The sequence below is a fragment of the Pseudomonas sp. SC11 genome (assembly GCF_047039205.1).
Classification (GTDB): domain Bacteria; phylum Pseudomonadota; class Gammaproteobacteria; order Pseudomonadales; family Pseudomonadaceae; genus Aquipseudomonas; species Aquipseudomonas boreofloridensis.
Genome location: NZ_CP178183.1, coordinates 4,231,989 through 4,251,536 on the forward strand (window position 1 = coordinate 4,231,989; position 19,548 = coordinate 4,251,536).

The window sequence follows — 19,548 nt, forward strand, 5'->3', positions numbered from 1 at the left end:
ACTAATCTGCGCCCCGCCGCGCGAACGGGCATCGGCCCGGCAAATTAGTCCGTTCGGACCCATCCACCCACGTGGCAAACGCCTAGCATCGCTCCAGCGCCCTGTGTGCAGGGATCAGGGACTCCAGAACAACAACAAGAGCGATCACACACGATGAACACCACACACGCTGCTTTTCGTTTCTGCGCGCTGGCACTGCCAGTTGTGGCACTGGTCGCCTCGCCGGTCCAGGCCGAGCCAGGCCATTGGTGGCTGCGCACCGGCCCGGCTTTCGTCGACTTCAAGAACGACGTGACGCTCAAGGCGCCCTTGCTTGGAGGCGAGATTCCGGGAGCTGGCGCGCAGGTGAAGGACAACGTCACTGTGGCGGCCGAGATCGGCTACAGCTTCGACGAACACTGGGCGTTGGGACTGACCATCGGCTATCCGCCCACCACCGAACTCAAGGCGCGCGGTTCGCTGCAGGGGCTGGGCAAGCTAGGCAGTATCACCTACGGTCCGGCGGCATTGACCGCGCAATACCGCTTCACCCAGTTCGGCCGCTTCCAGCCCTATGTGGGTGCGGGGTGGTCCTACATGCTGGTGCTCGACTCCAAGGACAAGGCGGTGAGCAACCTGGACGTGGATGACGTCAATGGCGGGGTGTTGCAGGCCGGGTTCGAATACCGCAGCAGCGAGCGCCTGGGCTGGTTCTTCGACGTGAAGCGGTTCTTCCTGGAGGCGCAAGCGACCGGTAATGCGCCCGCTGCGCTGGGGGGCATTCCGGTCAAGGCCGATATCGTGCTCGACCCGACGGTGTACACCACAGGCGTGGTGTTCTACTTCTGAACCGACCGGGGCCGGCAGGCTGCCAGGGCTGCAGGGCAACCCTGGCGCAGGCGCATCAGGCCTCGGAGGCCTTGGCCTTGGCGGCCGCGTCCTTGATCAGGGTCTGCAGTTCACCCTTTTCGAACATTTCCAGCACGATGTCGCTGCCGCCGACCAGTTCGCCGCCCACCCACAGTTGCGGGAAGGTCGGCCAGTTGGCGTATTTGGGCAGGTTGGCGCGGATTTCCGGATTCTGCAGGATGTCGACGTAGGCGAACTTCTCGCCGCACCCCATCACCGCCTGCGAAGCACGGGCCGAGAAGCCGCACTGCGGGGCATTCGGCGAGCCTTTCATGTAAAGCAGAATGGTGTTGTTGGCAATCTGCTCTTTGATTGTTTCGATGATATCCATGGAGCACCTCGGCTGAACTTTCCGACACGGTCGTCGGCACGGTCGGGCATTGTATCGGAAAGCCGAGTGCCGTGCTCGGCCATGGCCCTCGGCTCACGATCGAATCAAGCCGCCTCGACCTGCACCGGTACGCCATTGAGCGCGGCGTTGCCCGACAGTGCATCGCGCAGGGTTTCATCGGTCAGGTCATTGGCACTCACCCCCGGCTGCGCCTGGGCGATCTGCAATTGGACGCCCTGGCGTGCGTGCCCCCACCCATGGGGCAGGCTGACCACACCCGGCATCACCTCGTCACTGGCCAACACCTGGACTTCCAGGCTGCCGGTGCGCGAACGCACGCGTACCCACTGGCCATCTTCGAGCTGCCGCTGCTGCAGATCCTGCGGATGCATGAGCAGTTGATGGCGCGGCTTGCCTTTGATCAGGCGGTGATAGTTGTGCATCCAGGAATTATTGCTGCGGACATGACGCCGGCCGATGAGCAACAGTTGGTCAGGCGCCATGGGCACCTGGCGTGCCAGACGTTGCAAGTCGTCGAGCAGCACCTGCGGCGCGGCCTGCACCGCCTGCGCGGGAGTGCGCAGACGCGCGGCGAGGTTCGCCTGCAACGGCCCCAGGTCCAGGCCATGGGGATGTGCGTCCAGCGCCTGTAACGACAGGTTCCAGGACGAGGCTTCGCCACAGGGTCCTGTGCGCAAGGCCAGGTCGATCATCTGCGCCGGCGGCAAGGTCGGCTTGAGTTCCAGGGCCGCCCGCTCGGCGAAGGCGCGTGCCAGACCGACGAAGATCTCCCAGTCGTGCAGTGCGCCCTGCGGCTTGGCCAGGATCGCCCGGTTGAAACGGGTGACATTGCGCACCGCCAGCAGGTTGAAGGTGCTGTCGTAATGGTCGTTTTCCAGCGCCGAGGTGGACGGCAGAATCAGGTCGGCGTGGCGCGTGGTCTCGTTGATGTACAGGTCGATGCTGAGCATGAATTCCAGCCCCGCCAGGGCGCCGTCCAGCTGGCGGCCATTGGGGGTGGACAGCACCGGATTGCCGGCCACCGTGACCAAGGCTTTGATTTGGCCTTCGCCAGGCGTCAGCATTTCTTCGGCCAGCACCGCCACCGGCAGCTCGCCGCCGTACTCCGGCAAGCCGGAAACGCGGCTGCGCCATTGGTCGAAGTGGCCCCCCGAGGTACTGGCGACCAGGTCCACCGCCGGGTCGGTGCACAGCGCGCCGCCCACCCGGTCAAGGTTGCCGGTGACCAGGTTGATCAGTTGCACCAGCCAATGGCACAGGGTGCCGAAGGTCTGGGTCGAGACCCCCATGCGCCCGTAACACACCGCGCGCTCCGCCGCCGCGAAATCGCGGGCCAGCTGGCGGATCTGCTCGGCCTCTATGCCGCACAGCGCACTCATGGCCTGGGCCGTGAACGGCGCAATGGCTTCGCGCACCTGTTGCAGCCCTTGCACCGGCAGGTGCGAGCCGCGCGCGAGGTCTTCACTGAACAGGGTGTTGAGCAGCCCGCAGAGCAACGCCGCGTCACCACCGGGGCGGATGAACAGGTGCTGATCGGCGATCGCCGCCGTTTCGCTGCGACGGGGGTCGATCACCACCAGACGACCACCGCGGGCACGCAGCGCTTTCAGGCGTTTTTCCACATCCGGCACGGTCATGATGCTGCCGTTGGAGGCTAGCGGGTTGCCGCCGAGGATCAGCATGAAGTCGGTGTGGTCGATGTCCGGTATCGGCAGCAGCAGGCCATGGCCGTACATCAGGTGGCTGGTCAGGTGCTGGGGCAACTGGTCGACCGAGGTGGCGGAAAAACGGTTGCGGGTCTTGAGCAGGCCGAGAAAGTAGTTGCTGTGGGTCATCAGCCCATAGTTGTGCACGCTGGGATTGCCCTGGTACACCGCCACGGCGTTGCGCCCGTGATGCTGCTGGATCTGCCACAGCCGCTCGGCGGCCAGGGCGAAGGCTTCGTCCCAGCCGATCGGCTGCCAGTGATCGCCGACCCGCCGATGGGGCTGACGCAGGCGATCCGGGTCGTCCTGGATGTCCTGCAGGGCCACGGCCTTGGGGCAGATGTGGCCACGGCTGAACGGGTCTTCGCGGTCGCCCTTGATGGAATCGATCGAAGCCAGCCCATCCGGTCCGTGGCTGACTTCGATGGCCAGGCCACAGATGGCTTCGCACAGATGACACGCACGGTAATGCAGGGTCTTGGACATGGCCGCCTCTGCCTTGTTGTTCTGGAGAGCCCAGACTATGCCCGCGCGCGCCTCCCGCCGCCACGGCGCTAAGCGCTGTGAATCGAGCGTCATCAGGCACACGATTCGCGACACGGGGTTTGCAAACGCCCCGATGGCCCGTGTACAACCCTGTAGAAAATAAAAAACAGTCGCTTCACAAGGGTTTACGACACGCCTTGATACAGGCGACCTGTTTCACCTCTTGGTTTCAGGCGACATTTAATTATAGTATTGCGCCTTTCCCCATTCCGTCCGCCCCGCGCGGCTTACGCCGCAGGTCACCGCCGTTGTCAAAAAAAACCTACGGCCGGCCTGCAAAACGTTGCAGATAAGGTAGTCATCTCATGAGCACCAGGCACTTTCTCTCCCTGCTGGATTTCACCGCTGACGAACTGCTCGGCGTGATCCGTCGAGGCATCGAGCTGAAGGGCCTGCGCAAGCGCGGCGTGCTCCATGAGCCTTTGAAGAACCGCGTACTGGGAATGATCTTCGAGAAGTCCTCGACCCGTACGCGGGTGTCGTTCGAAGCCGGCATGATCCAGCTCGGCGGCCAGGCGATATTCCTGTCCCCGCGCGACACCCAACTGGGCCGGGGCGAACCGATCGGCGACAGCGCCATCGTGCTCTCGAGCATGGTCGATGTGGTGATGATCCGTACCCACGCCCACAGCACCCTCACCGAGTTCGCCGCCCATTCGAAAGTCCCGTTGATCAACGGCTTGTCCGATGAATCGCACCCCTGCCAACTGCTCGCCGACATGCAGACCTTCGTCGAGCACCGCGGCTCGATCCAGGGCAAGACCGTGGCCTGGATCGGTGATGGCTTCAACATGTGCAACTCGTACATCGAAGCCGCCCGCCAGTTCGACTTCAAACTGCGCATCGCCTGCCCCGAAGGCTACGAACCCGATCCGCGCTTCCTGGCGTTGGGCGGCGATCGCGTGCAGATCATCCGCGACCCGCAGCAAGCGGTGCGCGGCGCGCATCTGGTGACCACCGATGTCTGGACTTCCATGGGCCAGGAAGAGGAAACTGCCAGGCGCCTGGCGCACTTCGCGCCTTACCAGGTCACCCGCGAATTGCTCGACCTGGCGGCACCCGATGCCCTGTTCATGCACTGCCTGCCCGCCCACCGTGGCGAGGAAATCAGCCAGGACCTGCTCGACGACCCCCGGTCGGTCGCCTGGGACCAGGCCGAGAACCGTCTGCATGCACAGAAGGCCCTTCTTGAATTCCTTGTAGAACCGGCTTACCACACCGCATGAGTCAACCCCTGCTGCTCAACCTGCGCAACCTCGCCTGTGGCTACGGCGAGCAGCGCATCGTCCAGAACCTCAACCTGCACCTGAACGCCGGCGACATCGGTTGCCTGCTCGGCTCCTCCGGTTGCGGCAAGACCACCACCCTGCGCGCCATCGCCGGCTTCGAGCCGGTGCATGACGGCGAGATCCAGTTGGCCGGCGAAGTCATCTCGCGCGCCGGCTTCACCCTCGCACCTGAAAAGCGCCGCATCGGCATGGTGTTCCAGGATTACGCGCTGTTCCCGCACCTCACGGTGGCGCAGAACATCGCCTTCGGCATCGCCAAGCACCCACGCCAGGCCCAGGTGGTCGAAGACATGCTTGAACTGGTCAAGCTCGGCGGCCTGGGCGGGCGTTACCCGCACGAGCTGTCCGGCGGCCAGCAGCAACGCGTCGCGCTGGCCCGCGCGCTGGCGCCGGAGCCGCAACTGCTGCTGCTCGACGAGCCCTTTTCGAACCTCGACGTCGAGCTGCGCAAGCGCCTGAGCCACGAGGTGCGCGACATTCTCAAGAGCCGCGGCACCAGTGCGATTCTGGTCACCCATGACCAGGAAGAAGCCTTCGCCGTCAGCGACCATGTCGGTGTGTTCAAGGAAGGTCGCCTGGAGCAATGGGACACGCCCTACAACCTGTACCACGAACCGCAGACGCCGTTCGTCGCCAGCTTCATCGGCCAGGGTTACTTCATCCGTGGGCAAATGAGCAGCCCCGAGGCCGTCACCACGGAGCTGGGCGAGCTGCGCGGCAACCGTGCCTATGCGTTGCCCGCGGGCAGCGCAGTGGACGTGCTGTTGCGACCCGACGACATCGTGCATGCCCCGGACAGCGCATTGCGCGCGCGCATCCACGGCAAGAGCTTCCTCGGCGCCTCAACCCTCTATCGCCTGCAACTGCCGACCGGTAGCCAACTGGAGGCGATCTTCCCCAGTCATGTCGATCATCAGATCGGTCAGGACGTGGGCATTGCCGTAGCGGCCGATCATCTGGTGCTGTTCGCCGTGCCCGGCAGCGTAGCCGCGCACCTCACCACGCAGGAAAACGGCGTGCGTCGCCACAGTCCAGCCCATTGATCACTGCGGCCGGGCTGTGACGCTCGTCTCAGCCCCGGCCGATGCTGGCGAACACACCCTTGGTATGCTCGGCCAGCACCGCAGCGGCCAGCTCCACCTCCAGGCCGCGCCGTCCGGCACTGACATGGATACTGTCGAACTGCTGCGCTGATGCATCGATGAAGGTGCGCAAGCGCTTCTTCTGCCCCAGTGGACTGATACCGCCTACCAAATAGCCGGTGGCACGCTGCGCGGCGGCAGGGTCGGCCATCTCGCACTTTTTCACCCCGGCGGCATGGGCCAACGCCTTCAGATCGAGCGTGCCGACCACCGGCACCACCGCAACCAGCAATTCTCCCTTCTCGCTGCACGCCAGCAGTGTCTTGAACACCTGCTGCGGATCCAGCCCGAGTTTCTCGGCAGCCTCCAAGCCATAGGACGCGGACTTTGGGTCGTGTTCGTAGCTGAGCACGCGATGTTCGGCGCGCGCGTTCTTCAACAGGTCGAGGGCGGGGGTCATGCACAGCTCCAGTCAGGATCGGCTCGGCGGCTACTGTAGGCCAATTGCCCGGGGCCAGCCAGTGGCCTTCTGCCGCCTGCACCAGCAGTGCGCAAACGACTGCGCGGTCGTGAGTCGAAATGTGGCTGATCGTTCACTTTCGACCTTTGACATCAGCGTTTCTTGTCTATATTTTTTCGTTTTTGAAGAAAACACGCACAGAAAAAGTGCACATTCGTACACTCGCTGATGATTCATGGGGATGGATTACCGGCGAGAACCGCTGAGCGCTCAGCGTCTCACAACAACAAGAACCGAGGTTCATCCATGACCACAGCTCTACGACAACCGACGCTTGGCGGCCAATGCATGGCCGAATTCCTGGGTACGGCACTGCTGATCTTTTTCGGCACCGGCTGCGTCGCTGCGCTCAAGGTCGCCGGCGCCAGCTTCGGCCTGTGGGAAATCAGCATCATCTGGGGGGTTGGCGTCAGCATGGCGATCTACCTCAGTGCCGGGGTATCGGGCGCTCACCTGAATCCGGCGGTCAGCATCGCGCTGACGCTGTTCGCCGGTTTCGAGAAGCGCAAACTGCCGTTCTACGTGATCGCTCAGGTAGCCGGGGCGTTCTGTGGCGCTGCGTTGGTGTATTGCCTGTACAGCACGCTGTTCTTCGATTTCGAACAGGCCCACGGCATGCTGCGCGGCAGTCCGGCGAGCCTGGAGCTGGCCTCGGTGTTCTCCACTTACCCGCATCCCTCGCTGTCCACCGCCCAGGCGGCGTTGGTGGAAGTGATCATCACCGCCATCCTCATGGCCGTGATCATGGCCCTGACCGATGACAACAACGGCCTGCCGCGCGGCGCCACCGCGCCGTTGCTGATCGGCCTGCTGATCGCGGTGATCGGCAGCGCCATGGGCCCACTGACCGGCTTCGCCATGAATCCGGCCCGAGATTTCGGTCCCAAACTGATGACCTTCTTTGCCGGCTGGGGCGATATGGCCTTCACCGGCGGACGCGACATCCCGTACTTCCTGGTCCCGCTGCTGGCACCGATTCTCGGTGCTTGCCTGGGGGCCGCAGGCTACCGCGTACTCATCGCCCGCAGCCTGCCGACGGCCGAAGCCGACCAACCGCAGACAGCGGCCGTCAACCAGGGCGATACTCAGGCCTCCTGACATCGGCACTGAGCCCTCTGGCCCCTTCAAGCCCTGACCCTACCCATTTCGTGCAAGGCAACGACCATGACAGACACCCAGGATAAGCACTACATCATCGCCCTGGACCAGGGCACCACCAGTTCGCGGGCGATCATCTTCGACCGCGACGCCAACGTGGTCGGCACCTCCCAGCGCGAGTTCGTCCAGCACTACCCGCAGGCCGGCTGGGTCGAGCATGACCCCATGGAAATCTTCGCCACCCAGAGCGCAACCATGGTCGAAGCCCTGGCACAGGCCGGCCTGAGCCACGCCCAGGTGGCCGCGATCGGCATCACCAACCAGCGCGAAACCACCGTGGTGTGGGACAAGGAAACCGGGCGCCCGGTGTACAACGCCATCGTCTGGCAGTGCCGACGCAGCACCGAGATCTGCGCCCAGCTCAAGCGTGACGGTCACGAACAGTACATTCGCGAAACCACGGGACTGGTCACCGACCCCTACTTCTCCGGCACCAAGTTGAAGTGGATCCTGGACAACGTCGAGGGCGTGCGCGAGCGCGCCGAGCGCGGCGAACTGCTGTTCGGCACCGTCGACAGCTGGCTGATCTGGAAATTCTCCGGCGGCAAGGTGCACGTCACCGACTACACCAATGCCTCGCGCACGCTGATGTTCAACATCCATAGCCTGCAGTGGGACGACAAACTGCTGGAGATTCTCGGCATTCCGCGGCAGATGCTGCCCGAGGTGCGCCCCTCGTCCGAAGTCTACGGCCACACCAAGAGCGGCATCGCTATCGCCGGCATCGCGGGCGATCAGCAGTCGGCGCTGTTCGGCCAGATGTGCGTGGAACCTGGCCAGGCCAAGAACACCTATGGCACCGGCTGCTTCCTGCTGATGAACACCGGCGACAAGGCCGTGACCTCGTCCCACGGCTTGCTCACCACCATCGCCTGCGGACCGCGCGGCGAGGTGGCTTACGCCCTGGAGGGCGCAGTGTTCAACGGCGGCTCCACCGTGCAGTGGCTGCGCGACGAACTGAAGATCGTCAACGACGCACTGGACACCGAGTACTTCGCCAGCAAGGTCAAGGACAGTAACGGCGTCTACCTGGTCCCAGCCTTCACCGGCCTGGGCGCACCCTACTGGGATCCCTACGCACGCGGCGCGCTGTTCGGCCTGACCCGTGGGGTGAAAGTCGATCACATCATCCGCGCGGCGCTGGAGTCGATCGCCTACCAGACCCGCGACGTGCTCGACGCCATGCAGCAGGACTGCGGCCAGCGCCTGTCCGAACTGCGCGTGGACGGCGGTGCGGTAGCCAACAACTTCCTCATGCAGTTCCAGGCCGACATTCTCGGTACCTGTGTCGAGCGGCCGAAGATGCGCGAGACCACCGCCCTGGGCGCTGCCTACCTGGCGGGCCTGGCCTGCGGGTTCTGGGGCAGCCTGGACGAGTTGCGCGACAAGGCGATCATCGAGCGTGAGTTCAGCCCGCAACTGGACGACGCGCAGAAAGAAAAGCTGTATGCCGGCTGGAAGAAAGCCGTCGAGCGCACCCGTGACTGGGAAGATCACACCGACTGAAGCCTGCTGCACCCTGTAGGCGCGGTGCTTCGCCGCGCCTACAGGGCCAGGACGCAGCGGTGGGATACGCCACTGGCCGACATCCCCGTCCTACGGCATCATTGCAGCATTTGTCCGGCAGCCCCAAAGGACCGCCCATGAATCTGCCCCCCCGCCAACAACAAATTCTCGAACTGGTGCGCGAACGCGGCTACGTCAGTATCGAGGAAATGGCCCAACTGTTCGTCGTCACCCCCCAGACCATCCGCCGCGACATCAACCAACTGGCCGAAGCCAACCTGCTGCGCCGCTATCACGGTGGCGCCGCCTACGACTCGAGCGTCGAGAACACCGCCTATGCCATGCGCGCCGACCAGATGCGCGACGAAAAGCAGCGCATCGCCGACGCCGTGGCCCGGCAGATTCCCGATCACGCCTCGCTGTTCATCAATATCGGCACCACCACCGAATCCATCGCCCGCGCCCTGCTCAACCACAACCACCTCAAGGTGATCACCAACAACCTGCACGTGGCCTCGATCCTCGCCGCCAAGGACGACTTCGAGGTACTGGTGGCCGGCGGCACCGTGCGCCGTGACGGCGGTGTGGTGGGCCAGGCCAGCGTCGACTTCATCAGCCAGTTCAAGGTGGATTTCGCCGTGGTCGGTATCAGCGGGATCGACGAAGACGGCAGCCTGCTGGACTTCGACTACCAGGAAGTGCGCGTCTCCCAGGCGATCATCGCCAACGCTCGACAAGTGCTGCTCGCGGCCGACTCCAGTAAATTCGGGCGCAATGCCATGGTGCGACTGGGTTCGATCAACCTGATCGACTGCCTGGTCACCGACCAGACGCCGACCCCGGCGCTTTCGCAGTTGCTGAACCAGAACAAGGTTCGCCTCGAGGTCGTCTGAGCCCTCCTTGACGGCGCCCGCCGGGGACGGCCCGGCGCGGCCGTCATCTCATGTTCACAAATGTTCATTTAGCCCGTAAGCGATCAGTATTTTCTATTGATCGCGACTGGAAAGGGCCGTTTTGTTGCGCTAATATTTTCGCAAACGAACATCGATGTTCACATTCGCTGTGAGCCGTGCCCAGGAGGCCTTGCCCGTGTCCCAGTCCCCACAGACCCCATCGACCCCCGCAGATTGCTATGACCTTGCCGTGATCGGCGGCGGCATCAATGGCGTCGGCATCGCGGCGGACGCTGCCGGGCGTGGCCTGAAGGTGTTTCTCTGCGAGCGGGACGACCTGGCTCAGCACACCTCTTCGGCCAGCAGCAAGCTCATTCACGGTGGCCTGCGCTACCTGGAACACTACGAATTCCGTCTGGTACGCGAAGCCTTGGCCGAGCGTGAAGTGTTGCTGGGCAAGGCGCCGCATATCGTCAAGCCCATGCGCTTCGTCCTGCCACACCGCCCGCACCTGCGCCCGGCCTGGATGATTCGCGCCGGCCTGTTCCTCTACGATCACCTGGGCAAGCGCAAACGTCTGGGCGCCTCGCGCAGCCTGCGCTTCGGCCTGGGCTACCCGCTCAAGCCCGAGATCAGCCGCGGTTTCGAATATGCCGACTGCTGGGTCGACGATGCTCGCCTGGTGGTGCTCAACGCCATGGCCGCCCGTGAGCAAGGAGCCACTATCCAGACCCGCACCCGCTGCCTGCGCGGCGAGCGCGTCGATGGCGTGTGGCAGGTGGAGTTGCAGCATGCCGACGGTCGTTTGCAGAGCATTCGGGCCCGCGCGCTGGTCAATGCCGCCGGCCCTTGGGTGGCCAGCTTCATCAAGGACGATCTGAAACTCGACGCGCCCTACGGCATTCGCCTGATCCAGGGTAGCCACCTGATCGTGCCGCGCTTGTACGAAGGTGAGCAGGCCTACATCCTGCAAAACGAAGATCAGCGTATCGTCTTCTGCATCCCCTATCTGGACCGTTTCACCCTGATCGGCACCACCGACCGCGAATACAGCGGCGATCCGGCGCAGGTCGCAATCACCGAGGCCGAGACCGATTACCTGCTGCAGGTGGTCAATGCCCACTTCAATCATCAGCTATCGCGTGCTGACATCCAGCACACCTACTCCGGTGTGCGGCCGCTGTGCAACGACGAGTCCGACAACCCCTCGGCAGTCACCCGTGACTACACCTTGGCGCTGTCACGCCACGCCGACCAGGCGCCTCTGCTGTCGGTGTTCGGCGGCAAGCTGACCACCTACCGCAAACTGGCCGAGTCGGCGATGGCCGAACTCAAGCCGTTCTTCCCCCAGATGCGCGGCAGTTGGACCGCTACCTCGGCGCTGCCCGGCGGTGAGGACATGACCAGCGTGCACGCCTTGGTGCAAGCCCTGTTGGCGGCCCACGGCTGGCTGGCACAGGACATCGCCAAGCGCTGGGCGGTCACCTATGGCAACCGTGTCTGGCGATTGCTGGAGGGCGTGCAAGGGCCCGACGATCTTGGCCAGGCCATCGGCGGCGGTCTGTTCGCCCGTGAGGTGGATTACCTGTGCAAGGAAGAGTGGGCGGTGTCGGCCGACGACATTCTCTGGCGCCGCACCAAGTTGGGCTTGTTCACCAACGCCGCCGAGCAGCAGGCGCTGGCTGACTACCTGAAACAGGTGCACCGACTGGCAGCCGCCTGAGTGTCACGGGCCGGGGCGTCAATGCGGCCCCGGCCTCGACACATCATCTGGCGCGGCGCAATGCCTCCTCGGCCAGGGTGCGCAGCAGGCGGTGCTCGGCGATCTCGTATTCGTACTTCAGACCGCGGCTGCGCACCTCGTACGTCCACTCATCGATCGTCTGTCGCTCGACCTGAGACTGCAGCGCCTCCAGACGGCCATGGAACTGCTCCGCCAGGTTGTCGAAACGGATACTGTGCAATTCCCGCGCATGCTTGGCCCAGAACGGTCGCTGAGCGATCGATTCAGCCAGCACACTCGGGGTCTCCACCGCCAGCACTTCGCGCTGCGCCGCCGCCAGTTGGCGGGTGGAGACGTGGGCAAAGCTGTCGTAATGCATCTCGTCATCAGCGATGGGCAGCTCCAGCGGCCGCATCAGCCTGAGTCGGTAAAACAACCGGACCTCGATGTCATCCACCAGCGGCATCGCCTGCTCACGCATCTGGGCAATGTGCCGGGAGGCGATGCGGTCAACCTCGTCGAGTCGAAAAAGGCCGCGACCGAGTTCGACCAGACTTGCTTCGGACCTGGCCCCAGGCCCTTGCGCGAGTGCCCGCTCAGCCAGCACGGCCACTTCCATCTGTTCGAGCACCAGCAACAGCCGATCCTCACAGGTGCCAGGCCCCGCCGCCTCCATGAACAGCCGCTGGCGAAGATCGGCGTGTTGCTCGCACGCCTCGAGAATGCGCCAGACGCGCTTGCGATAGAACTGTGGGTGGGCGTCCATGTCTTCGGTATCGATGAAGTCGGCGAGGAACCTGAACAAGTCCGACGATCCCGGTTCGTCCTGCAGCGTGGCCCAGATGCCGCGGCGACGTTCTCGCAGTTGCGTACTGACGTTTCCGACCCAGGCATCACGCAGCGAGATGTCCACGACCGCATGCCGGAACGAAGGGCTGCCGCGCCCGCCAGATACGTGCCCAGACGCGCTGTCGGCCAGCGCCTCGCTGGCCTCGTCCAAGGGGTTGTCATGCAGGGCCACCTGCTCCATTTGCTCGCGCAGGTTCGCCAGGTCCTGGCGCAATTGGCGAATCCGATTGTCACGCACGTCCACGGTGCCGCGCCAACTGATCCCATCGGGCAGGGACTCCAGGCCGGCATTGCGCAGGCGCACATCGCGCAATCGTCGCAAGTGGGTCAGCACCGGGGCCCTCCCCAGCGGATTGTGACTCAGGTCGAGAAATTCCAGCCCCCGTAGCGCACCCAGAATACGCTCGCTGGCAGCGGTCAGGGTGATTTGGTTATTGGCCAGACGCAGTACACGCAGGTGCGTCATTTGCCCGATAACCTGCACAACGGTGTCCAGCCGATTACCGCTGAGGTCCAACTCCACCAGGTTTTCGAAACGCTGGAGAAATTCATTGTCGATCGTCTCGAGCCCCATGTTGCGCAGGCACAGGCGACGGATGTGGGCGAAGCTGATGTCGTCGGGCAGGCTGGGCAGGCTGCCGACCGACTCGCCATCGATGAGCAGGACGAAGTCGTCCGACCGATCGGTGACCTTGCGCCGCCAACTGCGCCGAATGGCGTTCGCCACGCGACGACGGCGCAGCGCATCGAGGGGGTTCGACCAACTTCGCTGCCAGTTCGCCAGCGCCTCACGCAGGCGATTCAATTGGTCCTGCAACTGCGCATAGTGCTCCCACAAACCCAGTCCCTGCTGACTGAGAGACTCCAGGTACGCATTTAACTGGCTGTCGCCCAAGGTCGGATAGATCTGGTGAATACCCCGGCGCAGCGCTTGGCGCTCCCCACCACCACGCCCACTGAGCGCATAACCCAAGCGGCCATCGGCAAATCGGCGCGGGGGGGCGAACGCCGGTTGGCGTCCTGTCATGCCCAGCAACGAGGCGGCCAGATCGCGATCAACAGCGCTGGCCACTTTCGCCAACAGTGCGGCCTCGCTCGCCGCACTCTGGCCCAGGACGAGTTTCTGTGACTCGCTGAGGCAGTGCTGCAATGCACCGATCAGGTGCGGCGACGCGGCATCCACACTGCTCGGCCGGTATCCGTCGGCAGACCGTACGATGGCGCGCACATCACCGGCTTCCAAACGGCCATGACTGGCCAACAAACGCCCTTCACCGGCTGAATCGCGCACCTCCAGGCGCACCGAATCAGGCCAGGGCGCCAGGCTGTCCAGCAACCCGAGCGCCAGTTGCTCGCTGTCTGGGCCGGCGAGCCACGGCCAGCGCAGGCCGGCACAGGCACGGTCCAAACGGCGCTGGCGCAACGCCCAGCGGGCATGCTCGGCAATGGACAGCGGCACCCGCTGGCGGCGGGTCAGCTGTTCGATATCTGCCGTAGCGGCATGCTCCAGCAACTGCCGAGCGGTGCGCAATGTCAGCCCTGGGAAACTGCCCATCAACACGCGCTCGTTGGCGGCGGCTGAGCCCTGACGCAGTCGTTGTTGCTCCTCCAGGGCCGCAGCCTCCAACCCCGGCTGCGCCTCGTGCAGACGATACAGATCCACCAGATCGGCCAGCCGAGCGGGCGCCGCAGCGCTTTCCAGGTGCAAGCGCCGCAAGTGGTCCTCGCTCAGGCCAGTGATCTGCAGTAGATCCTCGGCAACGCGTTCGGGAATGTCGGCAAAGCCATCGCCGAACCTGCGCAACAACTGGCGCGGGCCTTGCCAGCACTGCGGCCGTTCGAGCTCATGACGCCAGCCGGACGTGCCATTGTCCTCAAGCCGCGGGCTGTAGGCCTCACGGCGAGATGGATGAAGAAGGCGCGCCGAGCCGTCGTGGCTGTCACCGCTCATCACGTAGCGGGTGTGCTCCATGACGATCCCGTCTGCCGCATCGGGCTGGGCGTAGCCGCTCAGTTGCGGATCCATCAGCCGCAGTTCGCCGTTGTCCAGGCGGACCGGTGCCAGCGCGTCGACGAAGTCCAGACGCGGCAGCCGTTTGGCGAGCGCGGCGGCGCCCACCGATACGGCCGCACCGAGCGTCAACTGCTCGGCAATGTTCAGGACGTGACCGATAGCGCCCTGCCGATCCCCGATCTGCCAGTCCTCGAACCCTTCGAAGACTTCGTTGGCAATCTGCATCACGCCAATGGCCAGCAAGGTCTGGCCCAACAGCGGCACGAACAGCCCGGCCATGCCGAGTACATCCATGCCCAGTGACAGATAATTGTCCAGACGCTCACGTCGATCGTCTTCGTCCTCATCACCAGTGGGTACCGCCAGTATTCGCGCATCATCGAACAGCGTGTCGATGTGCTGCTGGCGCAGGTAAGCGAAGAGCTCGTCCTTGATCGGCAGCGCACGGCCATCCAGCTCCACAGGGTCAGCAGCCGATGACGCGGCGAAACGCGTGCGCAGCGCACCGGCGAACACGGGCCGGTCGCGCTGGCTGACGAATCGCAAGAAGAACGTTTGGTAGCTGTCGTCGCGCAGACTCGCGGCTTGCGCGCGATAGAACGCCTCCCAGGACGCGTGACGCTGCAACGGCCGTGCAGGGTCGCCGGGAATCCACAGCAACACCGCCGCGACATCGGAGCCCCCCGGCTCGCGTACTTCGAACCCGACCACACCGCGCAGGCGCTTGCCGAGCAGATAGGGCTGGCACGCCAGCAGCGTCGCCGCCACGGGGGGCACCACGGGCTTGTGGGCGAACACGGGCAGTAACTGCAGATAACTGGTCTCATCCAGGTCGTCCTTGAGCCTGGAGGCGCGAACATCCACCTCCAGGTTCGACCGCAGACTGTCTTCGAACAGGCGGTTCACCGCCTGGCAGCCGACACCGGGCGATTGATCGTCACCCTGATCAGGACGCAGACGCTGTTGCAGCAGCGACTGATACGCCTTGCCCACATCCAGCTGCCGACACAACCCTGCGAACGCTTCGAAGCCCATCGGCAACGCCTTGCCCTGCGCATCGCGCAACAGCCCCGAGCGCAAGAAGTTCGGCCGCGTCTCGGCGACATGAAAGTTGTGCAGTAGCGCCCCTAGCAGTGACTGGCGCGAGACATGTGGATAGAGCGGGCCTGGCAAACTGTTACCGACTGACGGCGCCTTCAACTGTCGAGTGATGCGCAGCGTGGCGCGGCGCACATCCAGGCTGGGCACGCCTCTGGACGCGAGGGCCTGCACCAGGCGCTGCTCGGCGAAGGCATCGAGCGCAGGGATCGAGCGAAGCAGGACCTTCAGCCGTTCGGCATGCAACTGCTGACTGCGCAGAGCGCGGCGAAACGCTGTGAGATGCTCCACACTGGCGCCCATAAGCCAGGGGGGCATGCGCGAGGCGATGAGGGTGTCGATGGACTGAGGTTCTAGGGCGAATGTCATGGGGGTGGCTCGCTGGTGGAAACCTGCAGCACACCCCAGTCGCTGGATAGCAAGGTGGTATCGGGATGGTGCCAGCCACCGGAAAACCATGGAGCCTCGGTCGGCTTTCCGAACGCGAACCCACATAGCAATCGGAATCCCGTACGCGCCTGCACCAAAGTGATCGTCAGAAAAGACTAATTCCAAGCAAATTCGAGGCGTTATGATCGATATCAGAGTTTGGCACGAGTCATGCTCTACACTTGGAAGCCGAACGCATACCACACTGGTGTGTTCGTTGAACGAAGAGTCCGCCAACGGCTCCATAAGAAAAACAAACGTCGAGGAAAATTTGATGCGTATCGTTCGTCAATTGCTGGGCGCTGCAATCGCCGCCGCCGTCATCGCTTCGCCGGTCATGGCCGAAGAGCTGACCGGCACGCTCAAGAAGATCAAGGATTCCGGCACCATCAGCCTGGGTCATCGCGACTCTTCCATTCCCTTCTCGTACCTGACGGGCGGCACCGTTCCTCAGGGTTACTCCCATGATGTCCAACTGGCCGTGGTCGAGGCGCTGAAAAAGCAGCTTGGCACCGATATCAAGGTCGATTACAAGCTCGTCACTTCCCAGAACCGCATCCCGCTGGTGCAGAACGGCACCGTTGACCTGGAGTGCGGCTCCACCACCAACAACGTCGAACGCCAGCAACAAGTTGGCTTTACCGTGGGCATCTTCGAAGTCGGCACTCGCTTGCTGACCAAGGTCAAGGACGGTCAGCCGGCGTACAAAGACTTCCCGGACCTGGCGGGCAAGAACGTCGTCACCACCGCGGGCACCACCTCTGAGCGTCTGCTCAAAGCGATGAACGCCGAGAAAAACATGAAGATGAACGTGATCTCCGCCAAGGACCACGGTGAAGCCTTCAACATGCTCGAAAGCGGTCGTGCCGTCGCCTTCATGATGGACGACGCCCTGCTGGCCGGTGAAATGGCCAAGGCCAAGAAGCCATCCGATTGGACGATCACCGGCACGCCACAGTCGTACGAAATCTATGGCTGCATGGTGCGCAAGGACGATGCCCAGTTCAAGAAAGCGGTGGATGACGCCATCATCGCCTACTTCAAATCCGGTGACGTCGATAAGAGCTTCAAAAAATGGTTCGAGGAGCCGATTCCGCCGAAGGGTCTGAATCTGCAATTCCCAATGAGCGACGAACTGAAAAAGCTGATTGCCGAGCCTACCGACAAGGCTGCGGACGAAAAGAAGTCCTGACCTCCAGTAGCTAGTGGCCTGGTGCTCCAACGCACCGCAATCGATCCGACAGGCCACTCATTAGTGTCTAACCTTTACTTCCAAGGGCGCCTGCGCCCTTGGAAGTTCAAAGGTGCCCGTGAAACAACCGTCTGAGGGGAAATCCCGATGAATTACAACTGGGACTGGGGCGTTTTCTTCAAGTCCACCGGCGTGGGCGACGAAATCTACCTGGACTGGTACATCACCGGTCTGGGCTGGACCATTGCCATCGCCGTTTCAGCCTGGATCATCGCCTTGCTGCTGGGATCGCTGCTGGGCGTGATGCGTACCGTGCCGAATCGCCTCGTATCGGGCATCGCCACCGCTTATGTGGAACTGTTCCGCAACGTACCGCTGCTGGTGCAGTTGTTCATCTGGTACTTCCTGGTACCGGACCTGCTGCCCGAAGGCCTGCAGGAATGGTTCAAGCAGGATCTCAATCCGACCACCTCGGCACTGATCAGCGTAGTCATCTGCCTGGGCCTGTTCACCGCCGCGCGGGTGTGCGAGCAGGTACGCACCGGCATCCAGGCCCTGCCCCGCGGACAGGAATCGGCCGGGCGGGCGATGGGCTTCAGCCTGACGCAGATCTACATGAACGTGCTGCTGCCGCAAGCCTATCGGATCATCATCCCGCCGCTCACTTCCGAATTCCTCAACGTGTTCAAGAATTCGTCGGTAGCATCGCTGATCGGCCTGATGGAGTTGCTGGCACAGACCAAGCAAACCGCCGAGTTCTCCGCCAACCTGTTCGAGGCCTTTACCCTGGCCACGCTGATCTACTTCACCTTGAACATGAGCTTGATGCTGCTCATGCGCTTGATCGAGAGGAAAGTCGCCGTGCCGGGCCTGATTTCCGTGGGAGGTAAATGATGGACCTGGATTTCAGTGAAATCATCCCCGCACTGCCAGCCCTGTGGGATGGCATGCTGATCACCCTGCAACTGATGGTCATGGGCGTGGTCGGCGGTATCGTGCTGGGCACCTTGCTGGCGCTGATGCGCCTGTCCTCGAGCAAGCTGATGGCCAACCTGGCAGGGGCCTATGTCAACTACTTCCGCTCGATCCCACTGCTGCTGGTAATCACCTGGTTCTACCTGGCCGTGCCCTTCGTGTTGCGCTGGATCACCGGTGAAGACACCCCAATCGGCGCCTTCACCTCCTGCGTCGTGGCCTTCATGATGTTCGAGGCTGCCTACTTCTGCGAAATCGTGCGCGCCGGTGTGCAGTCGATCTCCAAAGGCCAGATGGGCGCCGCCCAAGCCCTGGGGATGTCCTACGGACAGTGCATGCGCCTGATCATCCTGCCCCAGGCATTTCGCAAGATGACTCCGTTGCTGCTGCAGCAGAGCATCATCCTGTTCCAGGACACCTCGCTGGTATACACCGTGGGTCTGATCGACTTCCTCAACTCGGCACGCGCCAACGGCGACATCATCGGGCGCTCCCACGAGTTCCTGATCTTTGCCGGTGTCGTGTACTTCATCATCAGTTTCTCCGCCTCCTGGTTGGTCAAGCGCCTGCAAAAAAGGATCACCGTATGATTTCCATCAAGAACGTCAACAAGTGGTACGGGGACTTCCAGGTACTGACCGACTGCACCACCGAAGTCAAGAAAGGCGAAGTGGTGGTGGTCTGCGGCCCGTCCGGCTCGGGCAAGTCCACCCTGATCAAGTGCGTCAACGCGCTGGAGCCCTTCCAGAAGGGCGACATCGTGGTCGACGGCACCTCGATCGCCGACCCGAAGACCAACCTGCCGAAGCTGCGCTCGCGGGTCGGCATGGTGTTCCAGCACTTCGAGCTGTTCCCGCACCTGTCGATCACCGAGAACCTGACCATCGCTCAGCGCAAAGTGCTTGGGCGCAGCGAAGCCGAAGCCACCAAGAAAGGCTTGGCCCTGCTCGACCGCGTGGGCCTGGGCGCCCACGCCAAGAAGCACCCCGGTCAGCTTTCCGGCGGTCAGCAACAACGCGTGGCGATTGCCCGGGCGCTGTCGATGGACCCGATCGTCATGCTGTTCGACGAACCGACCTCGGCGCTGGACCCGGAAATGGTCAACGAGGTGCTGGACGTGATGGTCGAGTTGGCCCATGAGGGCATGACCATGATGTGCGTCACCCATGAAATGGGCTTCGCACGCAAGGTCGCCAACCGGGTCATTTTCATGGACAAGGGCCACATCATCGAGGACTGCCAGAAGGAAGACTTCTTCGGTAAACCCGAAGCGCGTCATGAACGCACCCAGCACTTCCTCAGCAAGATCCTGCAGCACTGATGCGCCA

Annotated in this window: 15 protein-coding genes; 11 read left to right on the forward strand and 4 right to left on the reverse strand. The window is 63.3% G+C overall.

Annotated elements, in window-relative coordinates; all coding sequences use genetic code 11:
- Positions 1-153 precede the first annotated feature (153 nt).
- Positions 154-828 carry an OmpW/AlkL family protein gene (locus ACK2SD_RS18890; protein ID WP_412460566.1) on the forward strand — a complete coding sequence of 225 codons (675 nt, stop codon included), beginning with the start codon at positions 154-156 and terminating at the stop codon, positions 826-828.
- A 55-nt stretch (positions 829-883) separates the two neighbouring features.
- On the opposite strand, the gene grxD is transcribed toward ACK2SD_RS18890, so the two are convergent.
- Positions 884-1,219: a Grx4 family monothiol glutaredoxin gene (gene grxD / locus ACK2SD_RS18895; RefSeq protein ID WP_039575941.1), complete on the reverse strand. Its 336-nt coding sequence runs from the start codon at positions 1,217-1,219 to the stop codon at positions 884-886.
- 104 nt (positions 1,220-1,323) lie between these two features.
- Complete coding sequence (locus ACK2SD_RS18900; protein ID WP_412460567.1) at positions 1,324-3,432, reverse strand: molybdopterin oxidoreductase family protein; 2,109 nt, start codon at positions 3,430-3,432, stop codon at positions 1,324-1,326.
- A gap of 365 nt (positions 3,433-3,797) precedes the next feature.
- Here ACK2SD_RS18900 and argF point away from each other — a divergent pair, with 365 nt between their 5' ends.
- Together argF and ACK2SD_RS18910 are read left to right on the forward strand one after the other, a co-directional pair.
- Positions 3,798-4,718: an ornithine carbamoyltransferase gene (gene argF / locus ACK2SD_RS18905; protein ID WP_412460568.1), complete on the forward strand. Its 921-nt coding sequence runs from the start codon at positions 3,798-3,800 to the stop codon at positions 4,716-4,718.
- Positions 4,715-5,824 (forward strand): ABC transporter ATP-binding protein, encoded by a 1,110-nt coding sequence (locus tag ACK2SD_RS18910; RefSeq protein WP_412460569.1) that lies wholly within the window; start codon positions 4,715-4,717, stop codon positions 5,822-5,824. Before argF ends, ACK2SD_RS18910 begins: the two co-directional genes overlap by 4 nt.
- A gap of 28 nt (positions 5,825-5,852) precedes the next feature.
- Here the strand turns inward: ACK2SD_RS18910 and ybaK are convergent, their stop codons facing one another.
- The gene (gene ybaK, locus ACK2SD_RS18915; protein WP_039575937.1) at positions 5,853-6,323 is read right to left on the reverse strand and encodes a Cys-tRNA(Pro) deacylase; all 471 of its coding nucleotides are present in this window, start codon (positions 6,321-6,323) and stop codon (positions 5,853-5,855) included.
- A gap of 306 nt (positions 6,324-6,629) precedes the next feature.
- Between ybaK and ACK2SD_RS18920 the strand changes: the two genes are divergently transcribed.
- The 4 genes from ACK2SD_RS18920 (at position 6,630) to glpD (ending at position 11,663) form a co-directional block, all read left to right on the forward strand.
- Positions 6,630-7,481: an MIP/aquaporin family protein gene (locus tag ACK2SD_RS18920; RefSeq protein WP_412460570.1), complete on the forward strand. Its 852-nt coding sequence runs from the start codon at positions 6,630-6,632 to the stop codon at positions 7,479-7,481.
- Positions 7,482-7,547: 66 nt separating this feature from the next.
- Entirely contained in the window at positions 7,548-9,047 is a 1,500-nt protein-coding gene (glpK, locus tag ACK2SD_RS18925) for a glycerol kinase GlpK (protein ID WP_116887698.1), read from the forward strand.
- Between the two features lie 137 nt (positions 9,048-9,184).
- A complete protein-coding gene (gene glpR / locus ACK2SD_RS18930; protein WP_029615293.1) occupies positions 9,185-9,940 on the forward strand; it encodes a DNA-binding transcriptional repressor GlpR in 756 nt (251 codons plus the stop codon).
- A 154-nt stretch (positions 9,941-10,094) separates the two neighbouring features.
- A complete protein-coding gene (gene glpD / locus ACK2SD_RS18935) occupies positions 10,095-11,663 on the forward strand; it encodes a glycerol-3-phosphate dehydrogenase (protein ID WP_412460571.1) in 1,569 nt (522 codons plus the stop codon).
- A 43-nt stretch (positions 11,664-11,706) separates the two neighbouring features.
- On the opposite strand, the gene ACK2SD_RS18940 is transcribed toward glpD, so the two are convergent.
- Positions 11,707-15,993: an NEL-type E3 ubiquitin ligase domain-containing protein gene (locus ACK2SD_RS18940; RefSeq protein WP_412460572.1), complete on the reverse strand. Its 4,287-nt coding sequence runs from the start codon at positions 15,991-15,993 to the stop codon at positions 11,707-11,709.
- 334 nt (positions 15,994-16,327) lie between these two features.
- On the opposite strand from ACK2SD_RS18940, the gene ACK2SD_RS18945 reads away from it, so the two are divergent.
- The 4 genes from ACK2SD_RS18945 (at position 16,328) to ACK2SD_RS18960 (ending at position 19,541) form a co-directional block, all read left to right on the forward strand.
- Entirely contained in the window at positions 16,328-17,245 is a 918-nt protein-coding gene (locus ACK2SD_RS18945; protein WP_317871224.1) for a glutamate/aspartate ABC transporter substrate-binding protein, read from the forward strand.
- A 147-nt stretch (positions 17,246-17,392) separates the two neighbouring features.
- Positions 17,393-18,139, forward strand: a complete 747-nt coding sequence (locus ACK2SD_RS18950) for an amino acid ABC transporter permease (protein ID WP_039575926.1) — start codon at positions 17,393-17,395, stop codon at positions 18,137-18,139.
- Positions 18,139-18,810 (forward strand): amino acid ABC transporter permease, encoded by a 672-nt coding sequence (locus ACK2SD_RS18955; RefSeq protein WP_029614093.1) that lies wholly within the window; start codon positions 18,139-18,141, stop codon positions 18,808-18,810. Before ACK2SD_RS18950 ends, ACK2SD_RS18955 begins: the two co-directional genes overlap by 1 nt.
- Complete coding sequence (locus ACK2SD_RS18960) at positions 18,807-19,541, forward strand: amino acid ABC transporter ATP-binding protein (RefSeq protein ID WP_039575924.1); 735 nt, start codon at positions 18,807-18,809, stop codon at positions 19,539-19,541. Before ACK2SD_RS18955 ends, ACK2SD_RS18960 begins: the two co-directional genes overlap by 4 nt.
- Positions 19,542-19,548 lie beyond the last annotated feature (7 nt).

What these genes read in the sequence shown, in the direction of transcription:
- ACK2SD_RS18960 (WP_039575924.1), top strand. Translation starts at nt 18,807, where the DNA reads ATGATTTCCATCAAGAACGTCAACAAGTGGTACGGGGACTTCCAGGTA.
- grxD (WP_039575941.1), bottom strand. Translation starts at nt 1,219, where the DNA reads ATGGATATCATCGAAACAATCAAAGAGCAGATTGCCAACAACACCATT.
- glpR (WP_029615293.1), top strand. Translation starts at nt 9,185, where the DNA reads ATGAATCTGCCCCCCCGCCAACAACAAATTCTCGAACTGGTGCGCGAA.
- glpK (WP_116887698.1), top strand. Translation starts at nt 7,548, where the DNA reads ATGACAGACACCCAGGATAAGCACTACATCATCGCCCTGGACCAGGGC.
- ACK2SD_RS18920 (WP_412460570.1), top strand. Translation starts at nt 6,630, where the DNA reads ATGACCACAGCTCTACGACAACCGACGCTTGGCGGCCAATGCATGGCC.
- ACK2SD_RS18940 (WP_412460572.1), bottom strand. Translation starts at nt 15,993, where the DNA reads ATGACATTCGCCCTAGAACCTCAGTCCATCGACACCCTCATCGCCTCG.
- ACK2SD_RS18945 (WP_317871224.1), top strand. Translation starts at nt 16,328, where the DNA reads ATGCGTATCGTTCGTCAATTGCTGGGCGCTGCAATCGCCGCCGCCGTC.
- ACK2SD_RS18950 (WP_039575926.1), top strand. Translation starts at nt 17,393, where the DNA reads ATGAATTACAACTGGGACTGGGGCGTTTTCTTCAAGTCCACCGGCGTG.
- ACK2SD_RS18910 (WP_412460569.1), top strand. Translation starts at nt 4,715, where the DNA reads ATGAGTCAACCCCTGCTGCTCAACCTGCGCAACCTCGCCTGTGGCTAC.
- ACK2SD_RS18955 (WP_029614093.1), top strand. Translation starts at nt 18,139, where the DNA reads ATGGACCTGGATTTCAGTGAAATCATCCCCGCACTGCCAGCCCTGTGG.
- ACK2SD_RS18900 (WP_412460567.1), bottom strand. Translation starts at nt 3,432, where the DNA reads ATGTCCAAGACCCTGCATTACCGTGCGTGTCATCTGTGCGAAGCCATC.
- ACK2SD_RS18890 (WP_412460566.1), top strand. Translation starts at nt 154, where the DNA reads ATGAACACCACACACGCTGCTTTTCGTTTCTGCGCGCTGGCACTGCCA.
- argF (WP_412460568.1), top strand. Translation starts at nt 3,798, where the DNA reads ATGAGCACCAGGCACTTTCTCTCCCTGCTGGATTTCACCGCTGACGAA.
- glpD (WP_412460571.1), top strand. Translation starts at nt 10,095, where the DNA reads ATGTTCACATTCGCTGTGAGCCGTGCCCAGGAGGCCTTGCCCGTGTCC.
- ybaK (WP_039575937.1), bottom strand. Translation starts at nt 6,323, where the DNA reads ATGACCCCCGCCCTCGACCTGTTGAAGAACGCGCGCGCCGAACATCGC.